This is a genomic window from Moraxella sp. K23, assembly GCF_041154765.1.
GTDB lineage: Bacteria > Pseudomonadota > Gammaproteobacteria > Pseudomonadales > Moraxellaceae > Faucicola > Faucicola tetraodonis.
Genome location: NZ_AP031595.1, coordinates 1,180,224 through 1,203,914, shown reverse-complemented (window position 1 = coordinate 1,203,914; position 23,691 = coordinate 1,180,224). Strand labels below are relative to the sequence as shown.

The window sequence follows — 23,691 nt, the reverse complement described above, 5'->3', positions numbered from 1 at the left end:
TATAATAAAGCTATTATGATGAAAAAAATCATTTAGATAAACAAACCATTTAGATAGACAAATCATTTAAAAGGAAATCCCTTGCCAGTCACTCAAACGGATGTTAATACACAAACTATAGCCAAGAGTACAAACAATAACACAATCATAGATTTGCTTGCGCTTATCACTGATACCATGCCGCAGTGGAAAGTGCATCGGTGTCAAGTGACGGACGTGCTTATCTCACAGCACCGGCCTATGAAGTTTATTTACCATTATGAGTATTTATCCGACCTACTCAAACTGCAACATCCGCTAAATGGTCAATTGCTAGCAAGCTTTGATCGATTGCTGACGCGAGAGCAATTTGCGCAAATGCTTGGCATTCATCTCCACCAAGTTGTTAATCCTTGGCAAATAAAGTTTGCTGGCAAATTGGTGGTGTTTTATCAACACCCTGACATTGCATTACGCTTGCATTGGGTGAATACCATCAAAACATTTGAGCCCATCTATCTACAATCAAAATTATCTCAAGCAGAATCGTTGCCCTATGCGATTGATAATGCTTTTACCAATTGGCAGATTACGGGGGTGGAAATTATTCAAAAAAATCCACAGGTTGAGCTTGTGTATGACAGCGATGACACCAATGGCAATGGCGTCCAATCCATTTTGCCTTCCACCCAATTTGTGCCTGTGCCTAAGCCGTTAGCCAATTGGATGATGGCATATTTTCAGTCGCATCCCGTCATTGCCAATGAATGGTTGGCGCTAATTAAATCAGAAGCGCAATCTTATGCCCAAACACAGCATTTTATTGCCGACCCGTGAATAGCCACCAAAAATCTAGACACATTTAGTCATCTGCTGCAGCTTTAGCGCTTGACTAAGTGATTTTTTAATCTTTATGCGTCTAGAGTGTTAACTTTTTTGATTGTATATCTTCTCTGCTGACTCCGATAAGTTCAGTCTGATAAAAAGCTGTCACGCCCCACAGCCAACTAACCACAAAGCAGATTTACTCTGTTTGGTAATCTGAGGCGTGGATAGCGGTAGCGGTGTTTGGCTAATAGTGTGGGTAAGCTCGCTCACATTAACACCGCAACTGGTTAAAAGCGCAGATAATAATTGATATTTGACTGCATAATTCATGTTCTGAGTATTGGCAATGGTATGGGTAACCATACCGACGACCTCGCCTGTGGGAAGCAGGAGCGGACTGCCACTTGAGCCAGGCTGAATTGGCGCAGTAAACTGCATAAAACGAATATCATTGCCAATGCCTTGTAGCCCTGCGATATTGCCTTGGGTGACTTGTAATTGACTACCAAGACCTGTTAGCGGAAAACCAAGCGTGGTAATCTGCTCACCCAGCAAATCATAGCCACGTTCTCGCAGAGGCAGATAACTTGGTAAAGGCTGATTGACTTTAAGTAACGCTGTATCACTACCTTCATCTGCTAGCACCACTTGGCATTCCATGTCGGGATAACCTTGTTGACGCAGTGCGATTTGCGTTGCCCCGTCCACCACATGCTCACAAGTGAGTAAATGATAGGGGTCAATCGCAAAAGCTGTCCCAGTCCAAGTGTCACCTGGCTGAGGGCGAGGACGTCTGTTGTCTGGTAGGGCGTGCAAAACGTTGCCTGTCGTCATGTTATTAGGGTAACGGGCGTCAAGGCTGATTTGTAAACGTTCGGCAAAATTGGCTAGACTTTGACTAGATGTTTCCGCGAGTGCTCGGCATTTATATTGCCCATTACGCTGGTAGATCTCCAGTACAATACTGGCTTTGATATGGCGCTCTGGGGTATGAAACGCATAGTCAATATCACTACCGACTTTGATACCCAGATCATTGACTTCCACGGCTGGGGCAATCACACTCGCGTCTTGGTAAGCATACACGATCAGTTGCAGATACTGGGTTTGATTTTGTGAAAACACATGGGCTAAGTCTAATGTCCAAACATGGCTTTTCTCACTCTCGACTGTCAGCGCTGCCCAATCTTTGCTTTCATGCAGATAAGCAGGGCTGGTAGTTGCTCGGCGACTCGCGTCCATCGCTATCCAAACGCAGCCCATCTCAATCCCAAAACGATTGGCATTTTGGCTAGTTACTGTCACTTGGCAAGGCGTGTGGGGGATAGGCGTATTTGCCCCAAGTACCAAAGTTGGCATCGTGTTTCCTTATTATTTTTTTTATTATCCGAATAAAAAAATACCCCATTGACAGCAAATAGGGTATTGTTATCTACAATTTAAATTTAGGCATGTGGTGTAATGGCAGGCATCAAATCATGAAAGGTACGACCACTGGCAATTTCACCAATGGCATGCATTTTCCATTCACCATTGTGGCGATAAATCTTTGCTAAAATCAGCGCGGTATGACTGCCTTGGGCTGATAAGTTATAGCGAGCCACTTCGCTATTATTGCCGGCATTAACGATACGACAAAACGCATTGGCAACTTTTTCAAACGTTTGACCCGTAAAGCTATTGACGGTAAATACCAGTGACTGTACATGAGCAGGGACACGAGATAAATCGACATTGATGACTTCATCATCGCCATCCCCTGCGCCTGTGCGGTTATCGCCTGTATGAACGATACTACCGTCCTTTGACTGCAGTTGACCAAACCAGATTGCATCGATGGGCTGTTTGCTCGCGTCAAACATAATGCAAGATGCATCCAAATCGATACTATCATTACTACCGCCGCCACCGAATAGACTGCCCAAAAAGCCACCGGATTTTGGGGTGGATGCAACATCCCACCCTAGACCCATTTTGATACGAGTCAGTGCCGTGCCTGCTTCTTTATCGAGAGAGATTTTTTGCCCTTTTTGTAAACTAACCGCCATCTTCATATCCTTTATTTAATGAGTTTTTATCATTATTTTAATGGTAAATTGCAGCTTAAAATCCGATTCAGCCGATATTTACGCCATATTGTTGGCACATAGCTGCTAAGCCACCTGCATAGCCTTGACCCACCGCACGAAATTTCCATTCGCCATTGTGTTTATAGACTTCGCCAAATACCATGGCAGTTTCGATTGAATAGTCTTCTGCTAAGTCAAACCGTACTACCTCTGCCCCTGTTTCTTCATTGACCACACGAATGAAGGCATTGGATACTTGACCAAAGTTTTGATTACGAGCTTGGGCATCGTGGATGGTCACAGTAACAGCAATTTTTTCAATATCGGCTGGTACTTGTGACAGGTTGACTTTAATCACTTCGTCATCACCGTCACCTGCCCCTGAGCGGTTGTCCCCGGTATGTTCAACTGCACCGTTGTCAGATTTTAGTTGGTTGTAAAAAATAAAGTCATGGTCACCGCGTACTTTGCCTGTATTATTAAGCAAAAATACGCTGGCATCTAAGTCAAACTCTGCCCCTGATGTGGCACGCTCATCCCAACCTAGACCAATTAATAACCGTGTTAGGGTAGGATCTGTTTTTGACAGGGATAAGTTACCGCCTTTATTAAGTGAAATAGCCATTTGTATCTCCTATATTATAATATTGAATTAGCTAAAATTTTTCTGAGGGTGTTTTCCTCCCTTAAATTAAACAATTATCTGTATAAAGTCAAAGCTCTATTCTTTAGCTTAACGCTTTATACAAAAAATATTTTAAAATTTTTGAGGTATGCTTAAAAAAAACGGAAGAAAAATATTTACTAAACTTGCATCCTAAACCAGAGTTTACCATGAGTAAGAAAAGAGTAGAACACAGCGACACCTATAAGGCTGAAGCCCGCGCCAAAATCAACTGATGGCAGCCTTGTCACCTGCGGGAATTTCTAATACTTTGACCGTCAAGCTGCTTGATAAAATCTACCAAAAGTTTTTATACGATTAGCCAATGTTATTGGTTACAATATGCTTATGTTAATTCTAGTGCTCGACCTTATAATTGCACTAGTTTTTGGTTTTAATCGGGTATGGCTGGCAGGCTGTTGACAAGCTGGCATCAAAATATGTAGTGATTTATATTTAGTTATTTATATTTAATTATTTAGATGGTTGGGGAAGCATAACTTTATGGAAGGCTCGATTGATCTCGTTAGTTTGGTGACGCATGCCAGTATTTTCGTCAAAATTATCATGGGCATTTTATTATTTGCTTCTTTGTTGTGTTGGGTCACTATTTTTCGTTTAAGCAGTCGTTTGGCAGTTGCCACGCGCGCCGATAATTATTTTGAAAAAACCTTTTGGTCCGGGGTTGAATTGCCAACCCTATACAAAGGCGTTCAAGGTAACCCAGATAGAAGTGGACTTGAGCAAATCTTTTTTATTGGCTTTAGTGAATTTTTAAAACTGCTCAAAAACACCCAAGCACGTAGCGACGTCATTGAAGGCGTCGAGCGCAAACTTCGCGTTGGCTTAGGGCGTCAACAACTTGAGCTTGAGCAAGGATTGCCGTTACTAGCCAGTATTGCTTCGGTCTCGCCTTATATCGGTCTGCTTGGCACGGTCTGGGGGATTATGACGGCTTTTATGGGCTTATCGACTTCTGCGCAAGCCACACTGGCTGCGGTTGCCCCTGGTATTGCCGAAGCCTTGATTGCCACGGCGCTCGGGTTGTTTGCTGCGATTCCAGCGGCACTGGCTTTCAACCACTTTACCGCAAAAAACGATAAAGTTTATCAAAGTCGTAGCCTGTTCTGTGATGAGATGACAGGCATGTTGTTGCGACAAACTGTGGATACGGCTACCAATTTACCGACAGGGCTGAATTCACCTGCTATGATGCCACCGCTCGCTCGCTAGATAAACGCTAAATGCTAAATAAATGTTAGATAAATTTTATTGAACAACTTGACACTATGAAAGCAAACCCTTACAGCCGTAGCCGTCCACAAAAACTCAATGCAGGTATGAATGTGGTGCCTTATATTGATGTTATGTTGGTGCTGCTGGTCATATTTATGGTGACCGCGCCCATGCTAACGACGGGAGTGGATATTGATTTGCCAAAAGCGCAAACCAAATCACTACAGCAAGGCACGCAGTTACCGGTGATTGTGTCGCTAAAATCTGATGGGCAGCTATATTTAAGTACCCAAGACAAAACCGATGAGCCAATGAGCGAAGCGGCGTTAATTGCGACTTTGAATAATTTGCAATCTCAGCCTCAATACCAGTTCGATGGTAAGCCCAATGTCAATGTGATGATTAATGCCGATCAAAATAACCAATATGGTGATATTATCCAATTGATGGCAAACTTGCAGCAAGCGGGCATCCAAAAGGTTGGCTTGTTAACGGCACCGCCAAAACCAGCCAGCAAATAGCCTTTTAATCAAATGGCTTTTTAATGAAGTAGCTTTTTAATCAAGTAGCTTTCTAATACGATGACCTTTTAATTTTTGATTGAACATTTTTGCTAGAATAAGGAAATACTGAGACGATGTATGCTGAAGTGACCTCAGTCTATGTACCCGTCAAAACACCCGATTACCCGGTATGGGCGATTGTTCTCAGTGCCATTGCCCATGCGTTGGTGGTTGGGTTATTGTTTTTCTTTTATCATAACACCCCGCCAGCGCCCATGGAAACCTCGTTGATTACCCCTGAGCAGTTGTCGGCAATGCAACAGCAAATCAAAGCCAACCAACAAAATGAGCTTGCGCAAAACCAAGCCACGGCTGGCGAGATGGCTGACGCTCACACACCGTCTTTAAATTCGCAAACCCTATCAACTGTGCCAATGAATACGCCCCATTCGACATCAACCAATCAAATTGAAACGGTTAAAAATACGTTAGCCGCCAAGCAGGCGCAATGGGAAAAAGAGCAGGCGCTATTTGCTGAAAAGCTAGACCGAGAAGTAGCAGCTGAAAGACAGAGCGTGATTGATGAATTAAACCAGCGCAATGAAACCCAGCAGCGAAATTTGCAAGATTATAAAATTGCCGAAAGCAATATTGATGAGGTAAAAAACGAAATACGCGCCAACAATGCCGCCTACAATAAAAATCTCAATGCCAATAGCGAGCGGCAAAGTGACAATAATATAAAATCACTGGATTTGGGTAAAGATGGTCAATCTACAGGTGCAGCGCAATCACAATCATCTGGCGGTCAAGGTTCTAACAGACGTGGTGGTGCATCGGGTGGGAGTTCGGCAGGCTATGTCAGCCAAGTCATGGCGATGATTGATGCAAATTGGAATGTACCAACCAATAGTAATGGCAATTCATTAACGGCGTCATTTAGCATTGCTGCGGATGGTACAATCAGTAATATCACTATTCGCGGCAGTAGTGATGCCGCTTTTAAAGCAAGCTTACAACAAGCAATCAACCAATCAAGTCCGCTGCCGCCCCCGCCAAATGGGGCAAGAACCATGACGGGCAATTTTAAAGCCAAATAGTAAAGTCAAATAGTAAAGCTAAACAGTGTTGTAGCGCCTAGCCTTGCCCAATCTTTTTTGGCGATTAAAACAATGCTATTATTTTAAAACCACTTTTTTAATAATTATAAATGTTGCAGGCTAATTATGAACAAGACTTTTTTGAAAGCGGCAGTCATTGCCTTGGCTACCACTGCGATGCCACCTCTAGCGAACGCTGCCGATAATGTTGACTTTACTCTAGTCAAGCAGGCACCACGCTCTAACTTGCAAGTCGCCATTGTGCCGTTTGCAGGGGCAGAGAGTATCTCGGGCATCATCACCAATGATTTGACCAATTTGGGGCAATTTACTTTAGATAGTAATTTACCAGAGCGGCCTCATAGCAGTAGTGAAGTCACTTTGCCTGTCTGGCAGCATAACGCCGTGCCTTATTTGGTGGTTGGCAATACGCGCAGCAATCGTGGCAATGTTGAAATCAATTTTGAAGTGATTAATGTGGCGACAGGCGAGGTGATGCAAGGTCTGCAAACCGTCACCAGCAAAAATAACTCACAAAGTTTGCGTATGGCAGGGCATAAGGTTGCTGACCGTATCTATGAGATATTGACAGGCATCAAAGGCGATTTTTCTGGGCGCATTGCGTATGTGGTTGAAACAGGCAAGCCCAAAAACCGTGTGTCACGTTTGGTCATTTCTGATGTGGATGGGTTTAACCCAAAAGTGATTTATGAGTTTAACGGTACCATTAAAACCCTAAATACCTCTGCTGACAATCAAACCTTTACTTTCCAAGTTCAGCCCGACACGCTAGGCTATCCGCAGGTCATGTCTGCCAATATTGTCAGTGGGGCAGTCAGCAATTTGACGAATTTTAAAGCCATGAACTATGGCGCATCCGTGAGTAAAGATGGTCGCGTGATATTTAGTAGCAGTTTTGAGAATGGCATACCGCAGATTTATTTGGCGCAAGGTGGCAATTCTCGTCGCTTGACCAATGACCCTGTGGGGGCTATTTATCCTAGTTGGGCGCCTGATGGGCAATCATTTGTCTACACTTCAGATAGAGCCGGTGGCAAAAAAGGCGGTAATAAAGGTCAAATTTATCTATACAATTTGGCAACCGGTAGTGAGCAGCGTTTGACAGGCGGCGGACTGAGCAGTATGGGGCGCATTAGCAATGATGGTAAAAAAATGTCCTATTTGTCGGGTGCCAATCAAGGCGTGGTGATGGATCTAGGTTCGCGCTCGGTAACCGCTGTAAATAACGTTGGGTTAAGTGAAGCCCCAGGTGTCTCACCCAATGGACAACACTATATTTACTCCAATAAAAATGTCATTACCATTGTATCCAATGGCAAATCCATCAGCATTAGCCCATCCCAAAATGGCGTACCCAATGGCTTGATTTATGGACCACTTTGGCTCAATCCAGACGCCAATAATGTTTTACCTTAACGAAACTTCAAATAACATGAAGCATGTTTATCTCTTACCCCGTTTATGGTGCGCCGCTGTTATGGCAATTGTCATGGCAATTAGCTTGGCGATGACAGGGTGTCAGACCATGCATTCGCCATCAACAAACATATCTAGCACCTCCTTGCAAAGTTCGACCTCACTGCCCAAAGTCATAGCGACTGCGCCAACCAATTTGCCGCACATGGATGCTAGCCAGCTGTCAGGCAAGTTAATTTTTATTTATTTAACCGGATTTGGGGAAAATCGCCAAGCGCAGCTGATTGAAACCCAAATCGATGGCAGCGACCCAAAGACTTTGTATAAGGTCAATGGGACGATAATGAGCTTATCCGCCAGTCGCTTAGGCGACCGCCTGATTTTTACGGTTCAAGCAGGCAACAGTTATCCTCAAGTCGTTATCCTTGATAGAGCGACTTTGCAAGTCACTGAGATTTCTGCAGTTTCTGGCAGACGCACCCATAATTTTAGTGGCGCAATCTCCCCTGATGGGCGCCAATTGTTACTAGCAAATAGCCAAATGGGCAATCCAGAGATTTTTTTGACCGATAGCAGCGGCAATGTAAAACAACAACTGACGCATCAACCAGCAATTGATTTAGCCCCTGTGTGGTTGCCAGATGGTCAATCCTTTATATTTACGTCGGATAAAGCCAAATTTTTACAACCGCAACTTTATCAATACTATTTTGCAAAACAACAATTTTTGCCTTTAAACTTGCCTGGTAAAACCAATGCCATAGCTCGGATTAGTCCCTCGGGGCGTTTAATCACTTATGTCAGCGATAATAGCCAAGGCAGGCTTGCAGATATGGCAACTAAAAAAAGCATCGCTATCAATAATGAAGGATTGGCTGAACCTGCCAACTTTTCGCCCGATGGCAACTATTTGTTGTATTCGGCAAAAAACCGCATAAAAATCATCCCAGTACCGACTTTTGAGTCATTGAGATTGCAGCAGTCGCCTGCTAGCTGGACAATCGAGTTTGCCGATAGCAACCACCAACCATTTACCATTCGAGAGCCGATTTGGGTAACACCCTAAAGTCCATAACAATCAATTGAAATTCTAGTGTATGACCCGATAAAAAAAGTAATAATCATTAATGGAAAATTATAATGAACCTAGAAAAACCAACAGATGCTCACACACCTGACCCAGCCAATCCACAATTTGGTAGTGGGGCGAATGGTTATCCATCAGCGTTACCGCAATACACGCAGCTTAGTCAAAACTTACCGGTGACCCAAAGCCAAATCAGTTATAACCACATTACTTATGCGTTGGCGCTGTTTAGTTATTTTACTGCGGGACTGACTTGGATTATTCCGATTGTGATGAATTACTTAAAGCGCGATGAGGCTAGAAACACGTGGCTTTATAGTCACTTTGATTGGCAAATCAAAACGTTTTGGTACAGTATATTTTTTTGGGTGATTGGTTTTGTCATGGTGATTTTTGCGACTGGCGGGCTATTTTTTGGCGCCGCCGTTGATAGTAATCATACGATGGGTGGTAGTTTTATTGTCGGTGCTTTAGGCGGCCTGATAATCGTCGCCACAGTCTTATGGCATCTGTATCGCATTATTCGTGGTTGGATTGCCTTGTCAAATGGTCGAGCTGTGCCTTAGTCTTTGATTATAGGACGTTAAAAGCTAAATCCTGCAATCTATATTCTAAATACTCTGGGTTGATAGCTGATATGGTAGTTAATATAGCGGTGAAGCAAAGAAAATTGCAGGTGTTTATTTAGCGTCAACACTGATATAATAGCTTTTCTGATTTTGACGAGATAGTCTAGACAGCACGTCAACGGGTGCTATCTCTCAAGCTAAATAGGTTAGTTCTGCTTGTATAAAGGGCAGAGTCAATTAGATTCACCCATGCAATGTGAGTGCTTATTCAACTATGTATGCCTTTCTTCGTCCGTTCTTATTTAACACCGATCCTGAAAAAGCCCACGAAATCACGTTATCATTACTCGAAAAATCGCAAAAATTTGGGATGCTCGGGTTTTTGTACGGTAAGCAAGAATTGACGACAGAATGTATGGGGTTAACCTTTACCAATCCGGTTGGTTTGGCAGCCGGGCTTGATAAAAACGGCGAATATATCGATGCGTTAGCGGCATTGGGTTTTGGCTATATCGAAATTGGTACGATTACCCCAAAACCACAGCCTGGCAATGACAAACCCCGTCTGTTTCGTATCAAAGAAGCCCATGCTATTATCAATCGCATGGGATTTAACAATAAAGGCGTCGATTATCTCATTGAGCAAGTCAAGCGTGCAAAATATCAAGGTATTTTGGGTATTAACATTGGCAAAAATGCCAGCACGCCAGTTGAAAATGCCCTAGATGATTATATTTATTGTCTTGAGCGCGTGTATCCTTACGCGTCTTATATTACGGTGAATATTTCCTCTCCCAATACCAAAAACCTGCGTGACCTGCAAAGTGGTGATGCGCTCACGGCGCTGCTTGATGGTATCAAATCACGCCACAGCCAACTCGCTAGCCAACATCAGTATTATGTGCCATTAGTGCTGAAAGTTGCCCCAGATTTGGAAGAAGACCAAATTGATTATATTGCCAAAGAATTGGTGCGTTTTGATATTGATGGGCTGATTACCACCAATACCACCCTAAGCCGTAATGGGGTAGAAGACTACAAAACCAGTCAAGAAGCAGGCGGGCTATCAGGTCGACCACTCAGTCACCGTAGCACCCAAGTTCTTGAGCAGTTTGCTGAACGCTTACCGAGCTCAGTGGCGCTTATTGGCGTAGGCGGTATTGACAATGGTCAACGTGCGGTTAAAAAGATTGAAGCAGGTGCGGATTTGATTCAGCTCTATAGTGGTTTGATTTATGAAGGACCTGAGCTCATTCAAACCTGTGTGGAAGCCATTGACGGTTATCGTTTAAGCCAACATTCACCTTCTACTTTGTAAATCCCATGATACGAGCTTAACCTGATGACTTTGTTAGATATGCTAGTGTTGTTTGTATTGTTTATGGGGTTGTGGCAGGGATTTAATAATGGCTTGATGCGCTCACTGGTGGGCATGTTTGGTTGGCTATTGGCACTGCTGCTAGCCAGTTATTTGGCAAAACCTTTAGCACCGTTTTTTGTTTCGCTGACTGGCTCAACTGGCCTTAGTATCATTGCCGCATTTTTGGCAATTGGCTTATTTGTCATCGTGGGACTGCAAATCGTATTATGGGTGATGAGTAAAACCTTGCAGGGGCTTAGACTGAGTATCCTAGATAAATTGGCGGGCGCAGGGTTTGGCTTGGTCAAAAATTTGGTCATTGTGTTGATGCTGCTCAGTTTATTGGCGCCTTTTGTCAGTCAACGTGACTTTTGGCAGCAGTCTAAGTTTGCCAATGCGCTACTGCCAATGGCACCTTTTGCCACACAAATCACCCAACAGCTTGCTGCCAATCTGGGGAAAACCGCTTTCGAAGGAATAGGGCAAATGGGCAATAGCATTGGTAAGTTTGACTGACGGCTAAAGTATTGTAATTGTCAGCCGGCAAAAAAGCTAGTTTCATTCAATTTTCATCAGGTCTCTTTTCATCAGGTCTCATAGCCATCGGTGAAAAATTAAAGGGGTAAAATATGTGTGGAGTTGTCGGTATAGCCGCTCACAGTGAAGTTAATCAAATGCTATACGATGCGCTGACTATGCTGCAGCATCGTGGGCAAGATGCCGCGGGTATTGTGACATGTCAAGATGGCCGTCTGTTTTTGCGTAAAGAAAATGGCATGGTGCGCGATGTGTTCATGACACGTCATATGATGCGTCTTGTCGGTAATCAAGGCATCGGGCATGTACGTTACCCAACAGCTGGTACGTCTAGCAGTGCGGAAGCTCAGCCTTTTTATGTCAATTCGCCGTATGGTATTACCTTGGCGCATAATGGTAATTTGACCAACGCAGAAGAGATTGCCAAAGAACTGTTTATGGAAGATATGCGCCATATTAATACCGATTCTGATTCAGAAGTCTTGCTCAATGTGCTAGCGCATGAGATGCAAAAACTCGGTATCCAGCATCCAAGCCCCGATGATATTTTTGAAGCGATGACATCCGTCTACAAACGTATCGAAGGCGCGTATGCGGTAGTCGCTATGATTACGGGCTATGGTATTTTGGCATTTCGTGACCCCAATGGCATTCGTCCGCTGATTTTTGGTCAACGATTAGCGGAAAATGGCGGTTTTGAATATGTGGTGGCATCTGAGTCAGTTGCGTTAACTGCATTGGGTTTTGATATCGTTCGAGATGTGAAGCCCGGTGAAGCGATTTTTATTGATGAAAACAATAACTTCTTTAGTCGCCAATGTGTCGAAGCCAAAGAGTTTAGACCTTGTATTTTTGAATACGTCTATTTTGCCCGCCCAGATTCGATTATTGATAATATTTCTGTTTATAAAGCCCGTATGCGTATGGGCGAGTCGTTAGCGCAGAAAATCATCAAAGAATGGGGTGAAGATCACGGTATTGATGTGGTTATTCCTATTCCCGATACCTCACGTACTTCTGCGATGGAACTGGCTCAGCATCTAGGCGTAAAATACCGTGAAGGCTTTATGAAAAACCGTTATATCGGTCGCACCTTTATTATGCCAGGTCAACAGCAGCGCAAAAAATCGGTACGTCAAAAATTAAGCGCGGTGCCTTTTGAATTTAGAAATAAAAACGTATTGTTGGTCGATGATTCAATTGTACGTGGCACGACTTGCCACGAGATTATCCAAATGGCACGTGACGCAGGCGCCAATAATGTGTATTTTGCCAGTGCCGCGCCACCGGTCAAATATCCCAATGTGTATGGTATTGACATGCCAGCGCGCAATGAGCTGATTGCCTCAGGTCATAGTGTGGAAGACGTTTGTAAAATCATCGGCGCGGATCGTTTGATATTCCAAGATTTGGATGATTTGATTGAAGCGGTACAAGACAAACACAGCGATGCCAAAAAATTTGATTGTTCGGTATTTGATGGCAAATACATCGCCGGTGGTATTGATGAAGATTATTTGGATGAATTGCAGCGTAAACGCAGTGATAAAGCCAAACAGAAAAAATCTGGTATACAAGACGTGGCTGATACGCCTGTGGATATCGTCGGGGTGCAAACCGAGGTATAAGTTATCCTTCATAAAAAAAGCCCAAGTAGGGCTTTTTTTTATGGGGATTGAAAACCTATCAGATTCAATCCCCATAAAAACCCATTAAGGCTAGCAATCCCCACCAGCATACTTAGCAGTAATTGCTTTTTCCAATGATAGCTGAGCAACACCACTAAAAGCGCCAATATCTCTGCCACAAGTAATGGCGATAAGCCCAGACTCATACTCATAGGCTTAGGCTGCTGCCAATGCAATGAAGTTAAAATCAACAGCGTCATCACGGATAATGGCAATGCTTTATTCACCGCGAGCAACAAGGGCGCATCCAATAATCGCTTTGGCAAAATTATTGGGGTGATGCGGGTGAGAAAAGTCACCAACGCCATGGCAAAAGTAGCGGCGACTAAATAAAAGTTATCAGGTGGTGTGTTCATAATATTCTAACGATTAATGGATAAATTTTTTGGCGGTTGAGCTGTCAGATAGTTTGAACTGTCAGAGAGCTTGCTCATGAGCAGATTTATTGCTCATAAAAAAGTGGATGATAATGAGTCCCAAACTCACGCAAATCGCTGATAGTAAAAGCCAATCGGATATAAAATAAAACGCCGCTGTGAACGCAATGATGGCGATGAAGATGGGATAGTAAGCCTTGACTGCTTTAAACTGCTCGTAGGCTAAAATAGCAAACAAGCACACTAACGCAAAATCCAAATGGGGCACCCAATCATTGAGCCCTGCACCCAGCATAATGCCTAATATGGTACCGATAACCCAATAACACTGATTGAGCAAACTCACAGGTAGTATGAGTCTTTGGCGTTCATTTTCATCAAGGGTGGTTAATACGGAAAAAGTTTCATCGGTTAACGCAAACAAGCAATAAAATCGACTGATAGGATTGGTTGGTAATTGTTTTAACAAAGGAATGGCATAAAAAGCATGGCGCAAATTTATCGCTAAGGTATTGCTGGCGAGGGTTGAGATTCCAACCCCGCCCGCTAACAGCGTAATAGAAGCATATTGCGCCGCACCCGCGTATAACACCACACTAGATAAAATCGCCGCCCATATAGGAAGTTTTGCTGCCACAAACAACACGCCAAAGGCAATCCCTGCAGGGATATAGCCCATTGCCACAGGAAAACTTACTTTAAACGCCTGTTGCCATAACCCATTTTTCATCAATTCATTTTTCATCATTGCTATTCTTGTTTAAATTCTAGCCATAAAAATACCCTAGCAAGTAGGGTATTTTTGCCGCTCAAATCATTTATTGATTATCTAATACTTTGTTGTCATACATAGGCGCATTGCGGTCTTCAAAAACCACTTCGTCCTCAACAAATTCTGGTTTGACTTCGACAATAAAGTCTTTGCGCGACATACCGAGCCACAGTGGAATCGCACTGGCGATATACACCGATGAGAAAGTACCTAAAATCAAGCCAATGAGCAATGCTACTGAGAACCAATGTAAGCTTTCGCCGCCAAGCAGCAGCATCGCGACCACCACCAGCAACACTGTTGAAATGGTCATAATAGTACGACGTAGCGTTTCAGTGAGCGATAAATTGACAATTTGCGCTGGGCTAGCACCACGAACACGGCGAAAATTCTCACGGATACGGTCAAAGACGACGATGGTATCGTTAATCGAGTAACCAATCAATGATAACACGGCGGCAAGCACGGTCAAATCAAATGGCCAGCCAAAAAATGCGAAAATACCCACGGTGATAATACTATCATGAAATAACGCCAACACCGCGCCTAAGGCTAATTTGGCTTGGAAGCGCACCATCACGTAAATAAACATACACAGTAATGCCAGTGCCGTTGCCCCCAAGGAGCTGATATAAATCTCATTACCTACTTGACTGCCAACCACGTCAATGTTCTTGATGGTGGCATTGTTGTTGGGTAAATCTAACGCAGTATCGAGCGAGTTTGATAACCCTTCGATTTGTTTTTGCGGTGGCAGGCGTACCAAAATTTCTTTGTTACTGCCCAAATATTGCACCACACTGTCATTGATTTTATGGCTTGATAAGGCTGACTGAACTTGGGCTTGTTGCACCGGTTGCTCATAAACAACCGTGGCTGACACACCGCCAGTAAAATCCAAGCCTAGATTTAAACCTTTGGTTAAAATAGCGACCAAACCCAGAATCGTTAAGATGGCGGATAATATGGCAAAAGGTTTAGATACCTTTAAAAAATCAATAATACGCCGACCGGCAAAGAATTTTTCACCGCCAAAATCCTCTGCCGAAAATTCAGCGCTGGTAGCGTTAGCCACCGCCAACCCAGCGGTTTGGGTTGCAGTGTCGGTAGGTTGAGCAGGCTGCTTGACTAAATTTTTATTCACCCCTTTACCATTACGGCGCGGCGTTTTGCGGTGCTGTTTATTTGATGCCATTTCATCACTACGACGTACGCCGAGCTCTGAGAGTTTTTGCTCGGGGTTGATGGGTTCTGAGCCGTCTAAACCGTCTAAACCGTCTAGATCCTCTAACTTGTCATCATTCATTATTTATTCGCTCCTTAACCAATACTTAGGCGTTTGACAGTTTTGCGGTAGCCATAAGCTAACTGTACCAGTGCACGCGTGACGGTCACTGAGGTGAAGATAGAGCTGGCAATACCAATGGCTAAGGTGACAGCAAAACCTTTAATCGGACCTGTACCAATCGCAAATAAAATAAATGCGACAATCAAGGTAGTTAGCTGCGCATCAAAAATACTGGTAAATGCGCGGTTAAAACCCGCCACAATCGCAGATTTAGGTCTGGCGCCGTTGGCAAGCTCTTCGCGGATGCGTTCAAATATCAGCACGTTGGCATCCACCGCCATCCCGATGGTTAACACGATACCTGCGATACCCGGCAATGTCAGGGCAGAACCAATCAATGACATGATGGCTAAAATCATCATTAAGTTAAAAATCAACGCGATATTGGCAATCAAACCAAATAAACGATAAAAGATAATCATAAATAAGAACACGAGTAAGTAGCCGACTTGGGTAGAGAACATACCTTTTTGGATGTTATCTTGCCCCAATGATGGACCAATAGTACGTTCTTCAACAAAATACATGGGCGCCGCTAGCGCACCTGCACGAAGTAACAAAGCCAGCTCTGAGGCTTCTGCATTACTATCTAAGCCCGTGATTTGGAAAGTTGAGCCAAAGACGCCTTGAATGGTCGCTTGATTGATAATATGGCTTTCTGCGTAAGGTGTTCTTACTTCTTTATTTTGACCCGTCACTGGGTCTGGCTGGAAGGTGACACGCTGCTTATTTTCAATAAACAGCACCGCCATTTGTTTGCCCACTGATTTTGCTGTGGTGTTTTGCATCAAACGACCACCCGCGTTATCCAGCGTGATATTCACTTGGGGGCGACCATTTTGATCCATCCCTGCTTGGGCGTCTTGTACATTTCGACCGGTGACCACAGCTTGACGTTCCAATAAGGTTTTTTGTGGGCTATCGACTTCACCAAATGAATAGGCTTCAGTGCCTGCAGGCAATACCCCAGATGGATTGGCTTGGAAAGTATTGTTTTGGTCAGACACCATACGAAATTCTAGATTGGCAGTACGACCAATGACCCGTTTGGCTTCTGCGGTATCTTGTACCCCGGGTAATTCCACCACAATACGGTTGGCACCTTGGGATTGCACCACGGCTTCAGCCACGCCTAGCTCATTAATACGGTTTCGTAAAGTCGTCAAGTTTTGGGTGACCGCATCTTGAGATATTTGTGAAATCGTCGACTGGGTCAAGGTCATGTTAATCGCTGGACCCCCCGCATTGATGAGCGGTTGTAATTCGTAATTTGTCCCAAAGCGACTACGTAACACATTAATGGCTTGATCACGCGCGGCATTATCGACAAAGTTTAAAGTCAGATTATTTTGCCCTGCTTGTAAATTGGTCACGGCAATTTTTTGGTTGCGTAGCTCTGTACGAATATCTCGAGTTAAGTTTTCCAAACGCTGAGAGACGGTTTTGCTCATATCGACTTCTAGTACAAACCGTACACCACCCCGCAAGTCCAAGCCTAATTTAATAGGCTTACCGCCAATATTACGTAGCCATGCTGGCGTGGTTTGTGCCAAGTTTAGTGCCACCACGTAATTGTCGCCAAGCTTTTCTTTTAGCACTTGTTGCGCTTTAAGCTGCGTTTCAGTCGACTCATCACCAATTTTTAACAAGGCTGATTTACCATCAAAACTGTTGTTTTTGGTTGGAATATTGGCGGCATTTAGGATGGTTTCCGCTTGTTTTAACACATCATTGGTCAATGTGGTACTAGCGGAAGCCCCCGTGATTTGAACGGCGGGCTTGTCTGGGTAAAGGTTTGGTAGGGCATACAGGGTGCTTAGTAGCAGCACAATGCCGATTAAAAAGTATTTCCAAGCAGGGTAGTGCATAATCTTGACTTCTTAAACTTGATTTTTTTAGGTAACTAGTTGTTCTACAAGGTCTATTAACCGCGATCAACAAGGCAGTACAATATTATAATAGCCAGTTGGCAACTTAACAGAATGCTAGGTCGCCAACCTGACAGGTGAGCTGCATCAGCAATTATTTAAGACTATCAATGGTGCCCACAGGCAATACCGAAATGATTGAGGCACGTTGCACCATCACCTCTTGGGTAGTGTTTAATGCCACAACCGCATATTCACCTTGAAGCTTTTTGATTTTCCCCATCAAGCCACCGGCAAATACCACTTCATTGCCTTCTTTAATGGCATCAATCATTTGACGATGCTCTTTGTTACGACGGCTTTGGGGTCGGATAATGATGAGGTAAAAAATAGCAAAAAAAGCCAATGGCAATAGCATTTGCATGATGGTGGAAGCACCCGTTCCAGTAGGCGCTGCCGCCGCACCTTCCGCATGGGCAGATTGGATAAATGCTAAAATAGCGGTAAGTAGCATAGTTGAAATACCTTTAAATTGAAATTTAGTCATAAAATGGTGATAAAAACAACCTGTAATGATAACCGATTTAGCCAAATTAATAAATGATTAACCCTTGTTTGCTGAAATAATTCACCGCCGTAAAAACGACGATTGATTCGGCAATCTAGCGATTTTGGATAATTTTGGATAATATGGTCACAGGATTTTATCAGTATTATTCACTATTTTATGCTTGATTATTAACAATCAAGTAACAATAAAGTTAATGGTTATGCTATGCTTAGTTGTAACAAATTATTTCTTTTAGGGTCAAACAATTGGGTGTTACCAATTGAAGGAAAATCTCATGACTATCACGTTAAATTTTCAACCGATTGATAAAATCCGAAAGCAAGTAAAGTCAAAATTATGGTTAGGGTTAGTCATGGCGACTTCGTTAACCGTCCCAACGCTGGCAAACGCTGAAATCACCCAGCGTGATATCGACAATTACGGTACTGCAATGGCGGCTGCAGCAAATGCTAAAAGTATTTCGCGCGTTGCAAGCCTAGTGGCAGATGATGCCTTGATATCCGTGTCGCGTAAAGGAAAAACCACCACTTTAAATAAAAGCAATTATCTAAACCTGCTGCAAAACAACTGGTCAAAAGCAACGCAATATGGCTATGATATCCAATTAAACAATGTGGTAATTAGCGGTAACCGTGCCAAAGCAGATGCGATAACAACAGAAGTCATCGTCGAAAATAACGTGACGACACGTTTAGTAACAACTTCACGTATTACCTTTGCTGAAAGCGGTAATTCGGTGTTATTGTCTAGGGCGATTAGCCAGCTTGTAATTGAAAAGCACTAAGTTAGTGGTATTAAAAGTGGTGTTAAACAGGGTGGTGCAAAAGTTTTGTGCCACTTTTTTTATGGATTCTAGTATAATTTCAGCCAATATTTAATTTCACTGGCTTGAAATCACAGCCGTTTTTTTATTTATAATGTCAAATTTTAGCTTATATTCTTTCATAGTGTTACGCTATGAGATGGGTATATGTCCTACATCTAAATTGCAAAAAAGAGCTAGGAATCATCATGTTGCTTTCGATAAGCCATTCATCAAAAAAAACTATCAAACCGTTAAGTTTAGCTATTTCCTCTATTATTTTGGCAGCCTGTAGCAGTGCGCCAACCACCAGCACCACCAGTCCAGCCGGTAAACCTATGATTGGATCATCCAGTCACAGCAAAAGCACGGTGCGTAGCGCGCAAGAAAATGCGGCGCTACTGGATATGGATAGTTTGGATGAACTGGAAGGCCTGCTTGAAGCCACCGACATGAGCATGGTAGAGAATAACGCTTTGTTGGTTCAGCGCTATGGTAATTTGTGGGATAGACTGCGCGTCAATTTTCGTATGAACTCGAATGTGTACGATCCGCGTATTGAAGCGCAAAAAAGTTGGTTTATTAGCCGCCAAGACTATCTAAACCGATTAACAGCGCGTGCTAGCCGCTATTTATACTACACAGTGCGCGAAGCTGAACGTCGCAATATCCCAACAGAACTGGCATTATTGCCTGTGATTGAAAGCTCTTATGACCCCAATGCCAATAGTAACGCGTCTGCTGCAGGGTTATGGCAGTTTATTCCAAGTACAGGCCGTATTTATGGGTTGAATCAAACCAGCACCTTTGATGGTCGACGCGATGTGATTGAGTCAACCCGTGCCGCTTATGACTTTTTGACGGCTTTGTATAACCAGTTTGGGAGTTGGGAGTTGGCATTGGCATCCTACAATGCCGGTCCAGGCCGTGTCCAATCCGCGATTAATTATAATGCAGCACGTGGTCTACCAACGGATTATTGGTCGCTTAAGTTACCTACTGAAACGATGAACTATGTCCCTCGGTTTTTGGCTGTGGCGCAAATCGTCAAAAATCCGAGCACCTACAATGTGTATTTACCCGCAATTGCGAACCGTCAGCATTTTAGAAGTGTCCCTGCCAATGTTGGCGTGAGCTTGCACGAAATTAGCAGCCTGACAGGCGTAAGCTACGATGAACTGCGCGCCCTAAATCCTGCGTTGATTGCAGGTACGGTAGATATGTCGGGCCCAAGCCGTATTTTGATTCCCAATGATCTCAATGAGTCAGTTGACCGTAAAATCACCCAATTACGCGGTAATGGTTATATGAGTCAACAAGGTTATTTGGCAAACAATAGCTATGTCACGCCTAAAACTGTTACACCGACTTATAACACACCGACCACAAATTTTGGCAATCAAACCCGAAATACAACCACAAGTCAGGGTGATTCACTGAGTGCTGCCAAACAAGCCTATAGTAAAAAAGAAACAGTTAACTTGCCATCCTCTAGCAGCGATTTGGCGGCGATGGCAACTAGTATGGTTAAAAACCAAACCACGACTTATATCGCCCCCATTCCTAGTACACCAAGCATCCAAAGCCGCAATACAGTAATCAAAGAACCACCGATTACCGCCACTGAGCAAAAAATAGTGACCGCTGAAATGCAATCTACCAATACATTACCAACCACTTCAGCCGTTGTTACTGCCAACAACACCGTGGTGCAAGAGCCGCCTTTATCCAATCAAGAGCGTAACTTGATTGCTAAAGAAATTGAAAAAACCGCACCACAAGTAGAGCAAGCGATTAACCCTACCGATGGTAATATCAAGCTCAATGCTATTCAGACTCAGCAATCTGTGCTAGAAGCCAAAGGCGAAACCAAAAAACTCAGTTACGAAGAACCGCCAGTGGTGTTGCCAAAAGAGGTCAAAATTACCCAAGCGTCGAGCTTAAATGGCAAAGCCCCAAACACGGCGCAAGCGACCACGAGCAAATCCAATACCACCAGTGAAAGCAAAGCTGTCACAGTTAGCAAGCAAGCTGCCAAAAAACGTCCAAGTGGCACACGCAGCACCTATCAAGTCAAAGCTGGCGACACCTTGGCAAATATCGCCAGTCGCATGGGTGTAAATTGGCGAGATATCGCTGAATGGAACCAAATTGACCCAAATGCTGCCTTGCTAGCAGGTTCAACACTTTACTTATACAACGCCAAGCCTATCGAACCCAAAGTAGCAGAATCGCCAAAACGTAAAGCCAATAGCTATATCGTGCAAGCGGGGGATACCTTGACAGGCATCGCCGACAAGTTTGATCTAAATGTCAGTGAGTTAGCAAAATTCAATAATTTACCAGTCACTTATCAAGTGCGTACCAACCAAAACTTGTGGTTAATTCCAGACAAAATGCCAGAGCCGCCAGTGGCACAGCCCGCAGCGCAAAAGCCTGCCCCTGCTAGAGCTGAAGTGCAACCGGTATCAAGTCGTTATACGGTTCAGACGGGTGATACCTTATCGGGTATCGCTGATCGACTGTCCGTATCGCCCAAAGACATTGCCGATGTCAACGGTTTTAACACCAATTATCGTGTGCAAAAAGGACAAGTCATCATCGTGCCTGTCACAGTTGAAAAGGTCAAATATGCGCTAGCTGGCAAATCGATTAACTACACGGTACGTCCAGGTGATAGCTTAGGTAGCGTCGCCAATAACTTTGATTTAACGGTAGCAGACTTGGCCAAAGCCAATTATCTAAAACCGACGGCAAATTTAATTCAGGGGCAAAAACTGGTTATTCCTCAAGCAGGATTGGGTACGGTGGCTAGCGTGACAGCGACCCGCGAACCGATGAGCAAGCAGGACTCTGCAAAACCAGAGAGCAAAAAAGAAACAAAAAAAGAGACCAAAACAGCCAAAGATACCCAATCAGAGGATGATAACAAGCCAGCGTCAAAACCAGTAAGCAAATATAGCCGTGGTGATACGCAAAGCTACCAAGTAAAATCTGGTGATAGCCTGACAAACTTGAGTGCAAAATATGGCGTTTCCAAAAGCGAACTTGCCGCTTTAAATAACTTAAAAGGTAATGAGTCGTTATTGATTGGTCAAAACATCAAAATCCCGAAAACCACAACAACCTATAAAGTCAAAGCAGGCGAAGGCTTAATTTCTTTGGCAGGACGCTTTGGCATCAGCCCTAAAGAACTGGCTAGCTTAAATAACTTGTCACCAACGGCCTCGCTAAAAGTGGGTCAAATCATTACGGTGCCAAAATAGGTTAACTATAGTTTATAAAATAAGAAAACCACTATGTAAAAATAGTGGTTTTTTACTTAAGTTTTTACTCATTTTTTATACTTAGTAAGGAAATTATAAGGCAATAAAAAAGCGTATTTAATTAAAAATACGCTTTTTTAGCTTATAAAGAGATAAGGGTTAATTAGTTAACCATATCTTTTAAACTTTTACCTGCTTTAAAGCTTGGGACTTTGCTTGCTGGGATTTGGATTTCTTCTTTAGTTTGTGGGTTACGGCCAGTACGTGCTTGGCGTTCTTTGACACTAAACGTACCAAAGCCAACGAGCGATACAGTATCATTAGCTTTCATCGCTTCGCCAATCGTTGCGATAAAGGCATTTAATGCTTCAGTTGATTGGGCTTTAGAAAGGCCACTTTTTTTAGCAATGCTATCAACTAATTCTGACTTATTCATAAGAATATCCTTCAAATTTTTAGGGATGAAAATAAACGTTATATATACAAAGCACACGCTTGGCAATTAATTAGGCTCAAAGCCTTAAGTATCAAGTGCTGCATAAGTAATTATGATTCGATTATAAGTAAACTCCAACGGCTTCACAAGCAGTTTAAGCATAATTTCTGTGGAATTAAGCATTGATTAACGTGTTTTTGCAAAATATAGTGGTTAGCACACCAAACGATAACATTTTTTTTCAACAAAAATCGCTAAAACTTGTTATATAAAACCATATGGCTAAAATCAATCTAGCCATTATGCTTTTATTAGCAGCCAATATGAATATTGAACGACTAGCATTGTTTTATACCAGACTTACAATAATTAATGTTATTAACAACCTTTTGAAGTTACACTATCGACAAATTACAAAACCCATATTTGATTAATTTTGTGGAAATTTAATGAACGATAATTTTCAAACTTCGACCAATGCCCCAAGCAATATAGCCACGACAGCGCTCAATGTGGTATTAGTGATTATTGAAACCTTGCTGACCCTGTTGCTACGTTTTGACGCAGATCTTCGTAAGGTTGTCTATCCTTTAGCCACTACCAATACCGTCGTCCGTATTCATGCTTATGTCCCAAGCGTCACTTTTTATATGACCTTTACGGTTAATGGTATTTTGCTAGACAGCCAATTACAGCCTTCTCAGCAGGTCGATGTGACCATCAATGGCTTTACTTGGCAAATTGCACAGAATTTATTTACCAACCAGCCTAAAGCCATCGAGCAGCTACAAATTCGCGGCGAAGCACAAAAGATGGCAGAGGTGAAGGCTTTTTTACATCAAATTGGTATCAATCAGCTATTACAAGTCATCACAAAGGCAGTCAAAGGCGATAAAGACAAGCAAAAAACCAAAAAGCCTATCAAAACCGATGCTGACTACAAACAACAAGTTGAGACACTCAATAGCCAAGTCAACGCCGCAAATCTACAAATAACAGCGCTTGAAGCACAAATTGTAGAATTAAAAAGTAAAAATCAATGGATGAAACGCGCGGCAATCGCATTTTTTGTATTATTCGTTATTTGCGCGATTGGCTGGGCGGTAAAATAACAACTATTGCCTGCATTGCTTTGATTAAAGTCGCTTATCATTAAACAAATAAATCTGAGAAATAAATAAATCCGAGCGTTTT

General features: G+C 43.1%; 22 protein-coding genes. 13 read left to right on the top strand and 9 right to left on the bottom strand.

The window, feature by feature from the left end; all coding sequences use genetic code 11:
- Positions 1–81 precede the first annotated feature (81 nt).
- Positions 82–816, top strand: a complete 735-nt coding sequence (locus tag ACAM37_RS05225) for a hypothetical protein (RefSeq protein WP_076776097.1) — start codon at positions 82–84, stop codon at positions 814–816.
- A gap of 153 nt (positions 817–969) precedes the next feature.
- On the opposite strand, the gene ACAM37_RS05220 is transcribed toward ACAM37_RS05225, so the two are convergent.
- The 3 genes from ACAM37_RS05220 to ACAM37_RS05210 form a co-directional block, all read right to left on the bottom strand.
- The gene (locus ACAM37_RS05220; protein ID WP_369626783.1) at positions 970–2,166 is read right to left on the bottom strand and encodes a S1 family peptidase; all 1,197 of its coding nucleotides are present in this window, start codon (positions 2,164–2,166) and stop codon (positions 970–972) included.
- An 86-nt stretch (positions 2,167–2,252) separates the two neighbouring features.
- A complete protein-coding gene (locus tag ACAM37_RS05215; protein WP_007116711.1) occupies positions 2,253–2,855 on the bottom strand; it encodes a TerD family protein in 603 nt (200 codons plus the stop codon).
- A gap of 67 nt (positions 2,856–2,922) precedes the next feature.
- Positions 2,923–3,501 (bottom strand): TerD family protein, encoded by a 579-nt coding sequence (locus tag ACAM37_RS05210; RefSeq protein WP_007116710.1) that lies wholly within the window; start codon positions 3,499–3,501, stop codon positions 2,923–2,925.
- A 543-nt stretch (positions 3,502–4,044) separates the two neighbouring features.
- Between ACAM37_RS05210 and tolQ the strand changes: the two genes are divergently transcribed.
- The 9 genes from tolQ (at position 4,045) to purF (ending at position 12,997) form a co-directional block, all read left to right on the top strand.
- A complete protein-coding gene (gene tolQ, locus ACAM37_RS05205; protein WP_369626782.1) occupies positions 4,045–4,773 on the top strand; it encodes a protein TolQ in 729 nt (242 codons plus the stop codon).
- Positions 4,774–4,829: 56 nt separating this feature from the next.
- Positions 4,830–5,297, top strand: a complete 468-nt coding sequence (gene tolR, locus ACAM37_RS05200; protein WP_369626781.1) for a protein TolR — start codon at positions 4,830–4,832, stop codon at positions 5,295–5,297.
- Positions 5,298–5,413: 116 nt separating this feature from the next.
- Positions 5,414–6,379, top strand: coding sequence for a cell envelope integrity protein TolA (gene tolA, locus ACAM37_RS05195; protein ID WP_369626780.1), 966 nt, complete (start codon positions 5,414–5,416; stop codon positions 6,377–6,379).
- Between the two features lie 126 nt (positions 6,380–6,505).
- Positions 6,506–7,816, top strand: coding sequence for a TolB periplasmic receptor (locus ACAM37_RS05190; protein ID WP_369626779.1), 1,311 nt, complete (start codon positions 6,506–6,508; stop codon positions 7,814–7,816).
- A gap of 61 nt (positions 7,817–7,877) precedes the next feature.
- Positions 7,878–8,882 carry a hypothetical protein gene (locus ACAM37_RS05185; RefSeq protein WP_369626778.1) on the top strand — a complete coding sequence of 335 codons (1,005 nt, stop codon included), beginning with the start codon at positions 7,878–7,880 and terminating at the stop codon, positions 8,880–8,882.
- Positions 8,883–8,956: 74 nt separating this feature from the next.
- Positions 8,957–9,469 (top strand): DUF4870 family protein, encoded by a 513-nt coding sequence (locus ACAM37_RS05180; RefSeq protein ID WP_007116703.1) that lies wholly within the window; start codon positions 8,957–8,959, stop codon positions 9,467–9,469.
- Between the two features lie 277 nt (positions 9,470–9,746).
- Positions 9,747–10,790 carry a quinone-dependent dihydroorotate dehydrogenase gene (locus tag ACAM37_RS05175; RefSeq protein WP_312177869.1) on the top strand — a complete coding sequence of 348 codons (1,044 nt, stop codon included), beginning with the start codon at positions 9,747–9,749 and terminating at the stop codon, positions 10,788–10,790.
- A gap of 24 nt (positions 10,791–10,814) precedes the next feature.
- On the top strand, positions 10,815–11,348 hold the full coding sequence (locus ACAM37_RS05170; protein WP_312177867.1) for a CvpA family protein: 534 nt from the start codon (positions 10,815–10,817) through the stop codon (positions 11,346–11,348).
- A 113-nt stretch (positions 11,349–11,461) separates the two neighbouring features.
- The gene (gene purF, locus ACAM37_RS05165) at positions 11,462–12,997 is read left to right on the top strand and encodes an amidophosphoribosyltransferase (protein ID WP_369626777.1); all 1,536 of its coding nucleotides are present in this window, start codon (positions 11,462–11,464) and stop codon (positions 12,995–12,997) included.
- 38 nt (positions 12,998–13,035) lie between these two features.
- Here purF and ACAM37_RS05160 read toward each other — a convergent pair whose 3' ends face one another.
- From ACAM37_RS05160 to yajC, 5 genes are all read right to left on the bottom strand, one after another.
- Complete coding sequence (locus ACAM37_RS05160) at positions 13,036–13,413, bottom strand: AzlD domain-containing protein (RefSeq protein ID WP_099808009.1); 378 nt, start codon at positions 13,411–13,413, stop codon at positions 13,036–13,038.
- Between the two features lie 61 nt (positions 13,414–13,474).
- Complete coding sequence (locus ACAM37_RS05155) at positions 13,475–14,182, bottom strand: AzlC family ABC transporter permease (protein WP_369626776.1); 708 nt, start codon at positions 14,180–14,182, stop codon at positions 13,475–13,477.
- Between the two features lie 70 nt (positions 14,183–14,252).
- Positions 14,253–15,401, bottom strand: coding sequence for a protein translocase subunit SecF (gene secF, locus ACAM37_RS05150; RefSeq protein WP_369626833.1), 1,149 nt, complete (start codon positions 15,399–15,401; stop codon positions 14,253–14,255).
- Between the two features lie 125 nt (positions 15,402–15,526).
- On the bottom strand, positions 15,527–17,422 hold the full coding sequence (gene secD / locus ACAM37_RS05145) for a protein translocase subunit SecD (RefSeq protein ID WP_062330427.1): 1,896 nt from the start codon (positions 17,420–17,422) through the stop codon (positions 15,527–15,529).
- Between the two features lie 154 nt (positions 17,423–17,576).
- Positions 17,577–17,921 carry a preprotein translocase subunit YajC gene (yajC, locus tag ACAM37_RS05140; RefSeq protein WP_409520150.1) on the bottom strand — a complete coding sequence of 115 codons (345 nt, stop codon included), beginning with the start codon at positions 17,919–17,921 and terminating at the stop codon, positions 17,577–17,579.
- Between the two features lie 346 nt (positions 17,922–18,267).
- Here yajC and ACAM37_RS05135 point away from each other — a divergent pair, with 346 nt between their 5' ends.
- Both ACAM37_RS05135 and ACAM37_RS05130 read left to right on the top strand, forming a co-directional pair.
- Positions 18,268–18,777 (top strand): hypothetical protein, encoded by a 510-nt coding sequence (locus ACAM37_RS05135; RefSeq protein WP_369626775.1) that lies wholly within the window; start codon positions 18,268–18,270, stop codon positions 18,775–18,777.
- Between the two features lie 227 nt (positions 18,778–19,004).
- Positions 19,005–22,061: a LysM peptidoglycan-binding domain-containing protein gene (locus tag ACAM37_RS05130; RefSeq protein WP_099833957.1), complete on the top strand. Its 3,057-nt coding sequence runs from the start codon at positions 19,005–19,007 to the stop codon at positions 22,059–22,061.
- A 163-nt stretch (positions 22,062–22,224) separates the two neighbouring features.
- On the opposite strand, the gene ACAM37_RS05125 is transcribed toward ACAM37_RS05130, so the two are convergent.
- Positions 22,225–22,497, bottom strand: a complete 273-nt coding sequence (locus tag ACAM37_RS05125; protein WP_007116691.1) for an HU family DNA-binding protein — start codon at positions 22,495–22,497, stop codon at positions 22,225–22,227.
- 449 nt (positions 22,498–22,946) lie between these two features.
- On the opposite strand from ACAM37_RS05125, the gene ACAM37_RS05120 reads away from it, so the two are divergent.
- Positions 22,947–23,609, top strand: a complete 663-nt coding sequence (locus ACAM37_RS05120; RefSeq protein WP_309595935.1) for a hypothetical protein — start codon at positions 22,947–22,949, stop codon at positions 23,607–23,609.
- Positions 23,610–23,691 lie beyond the last annotated feature (82 nt).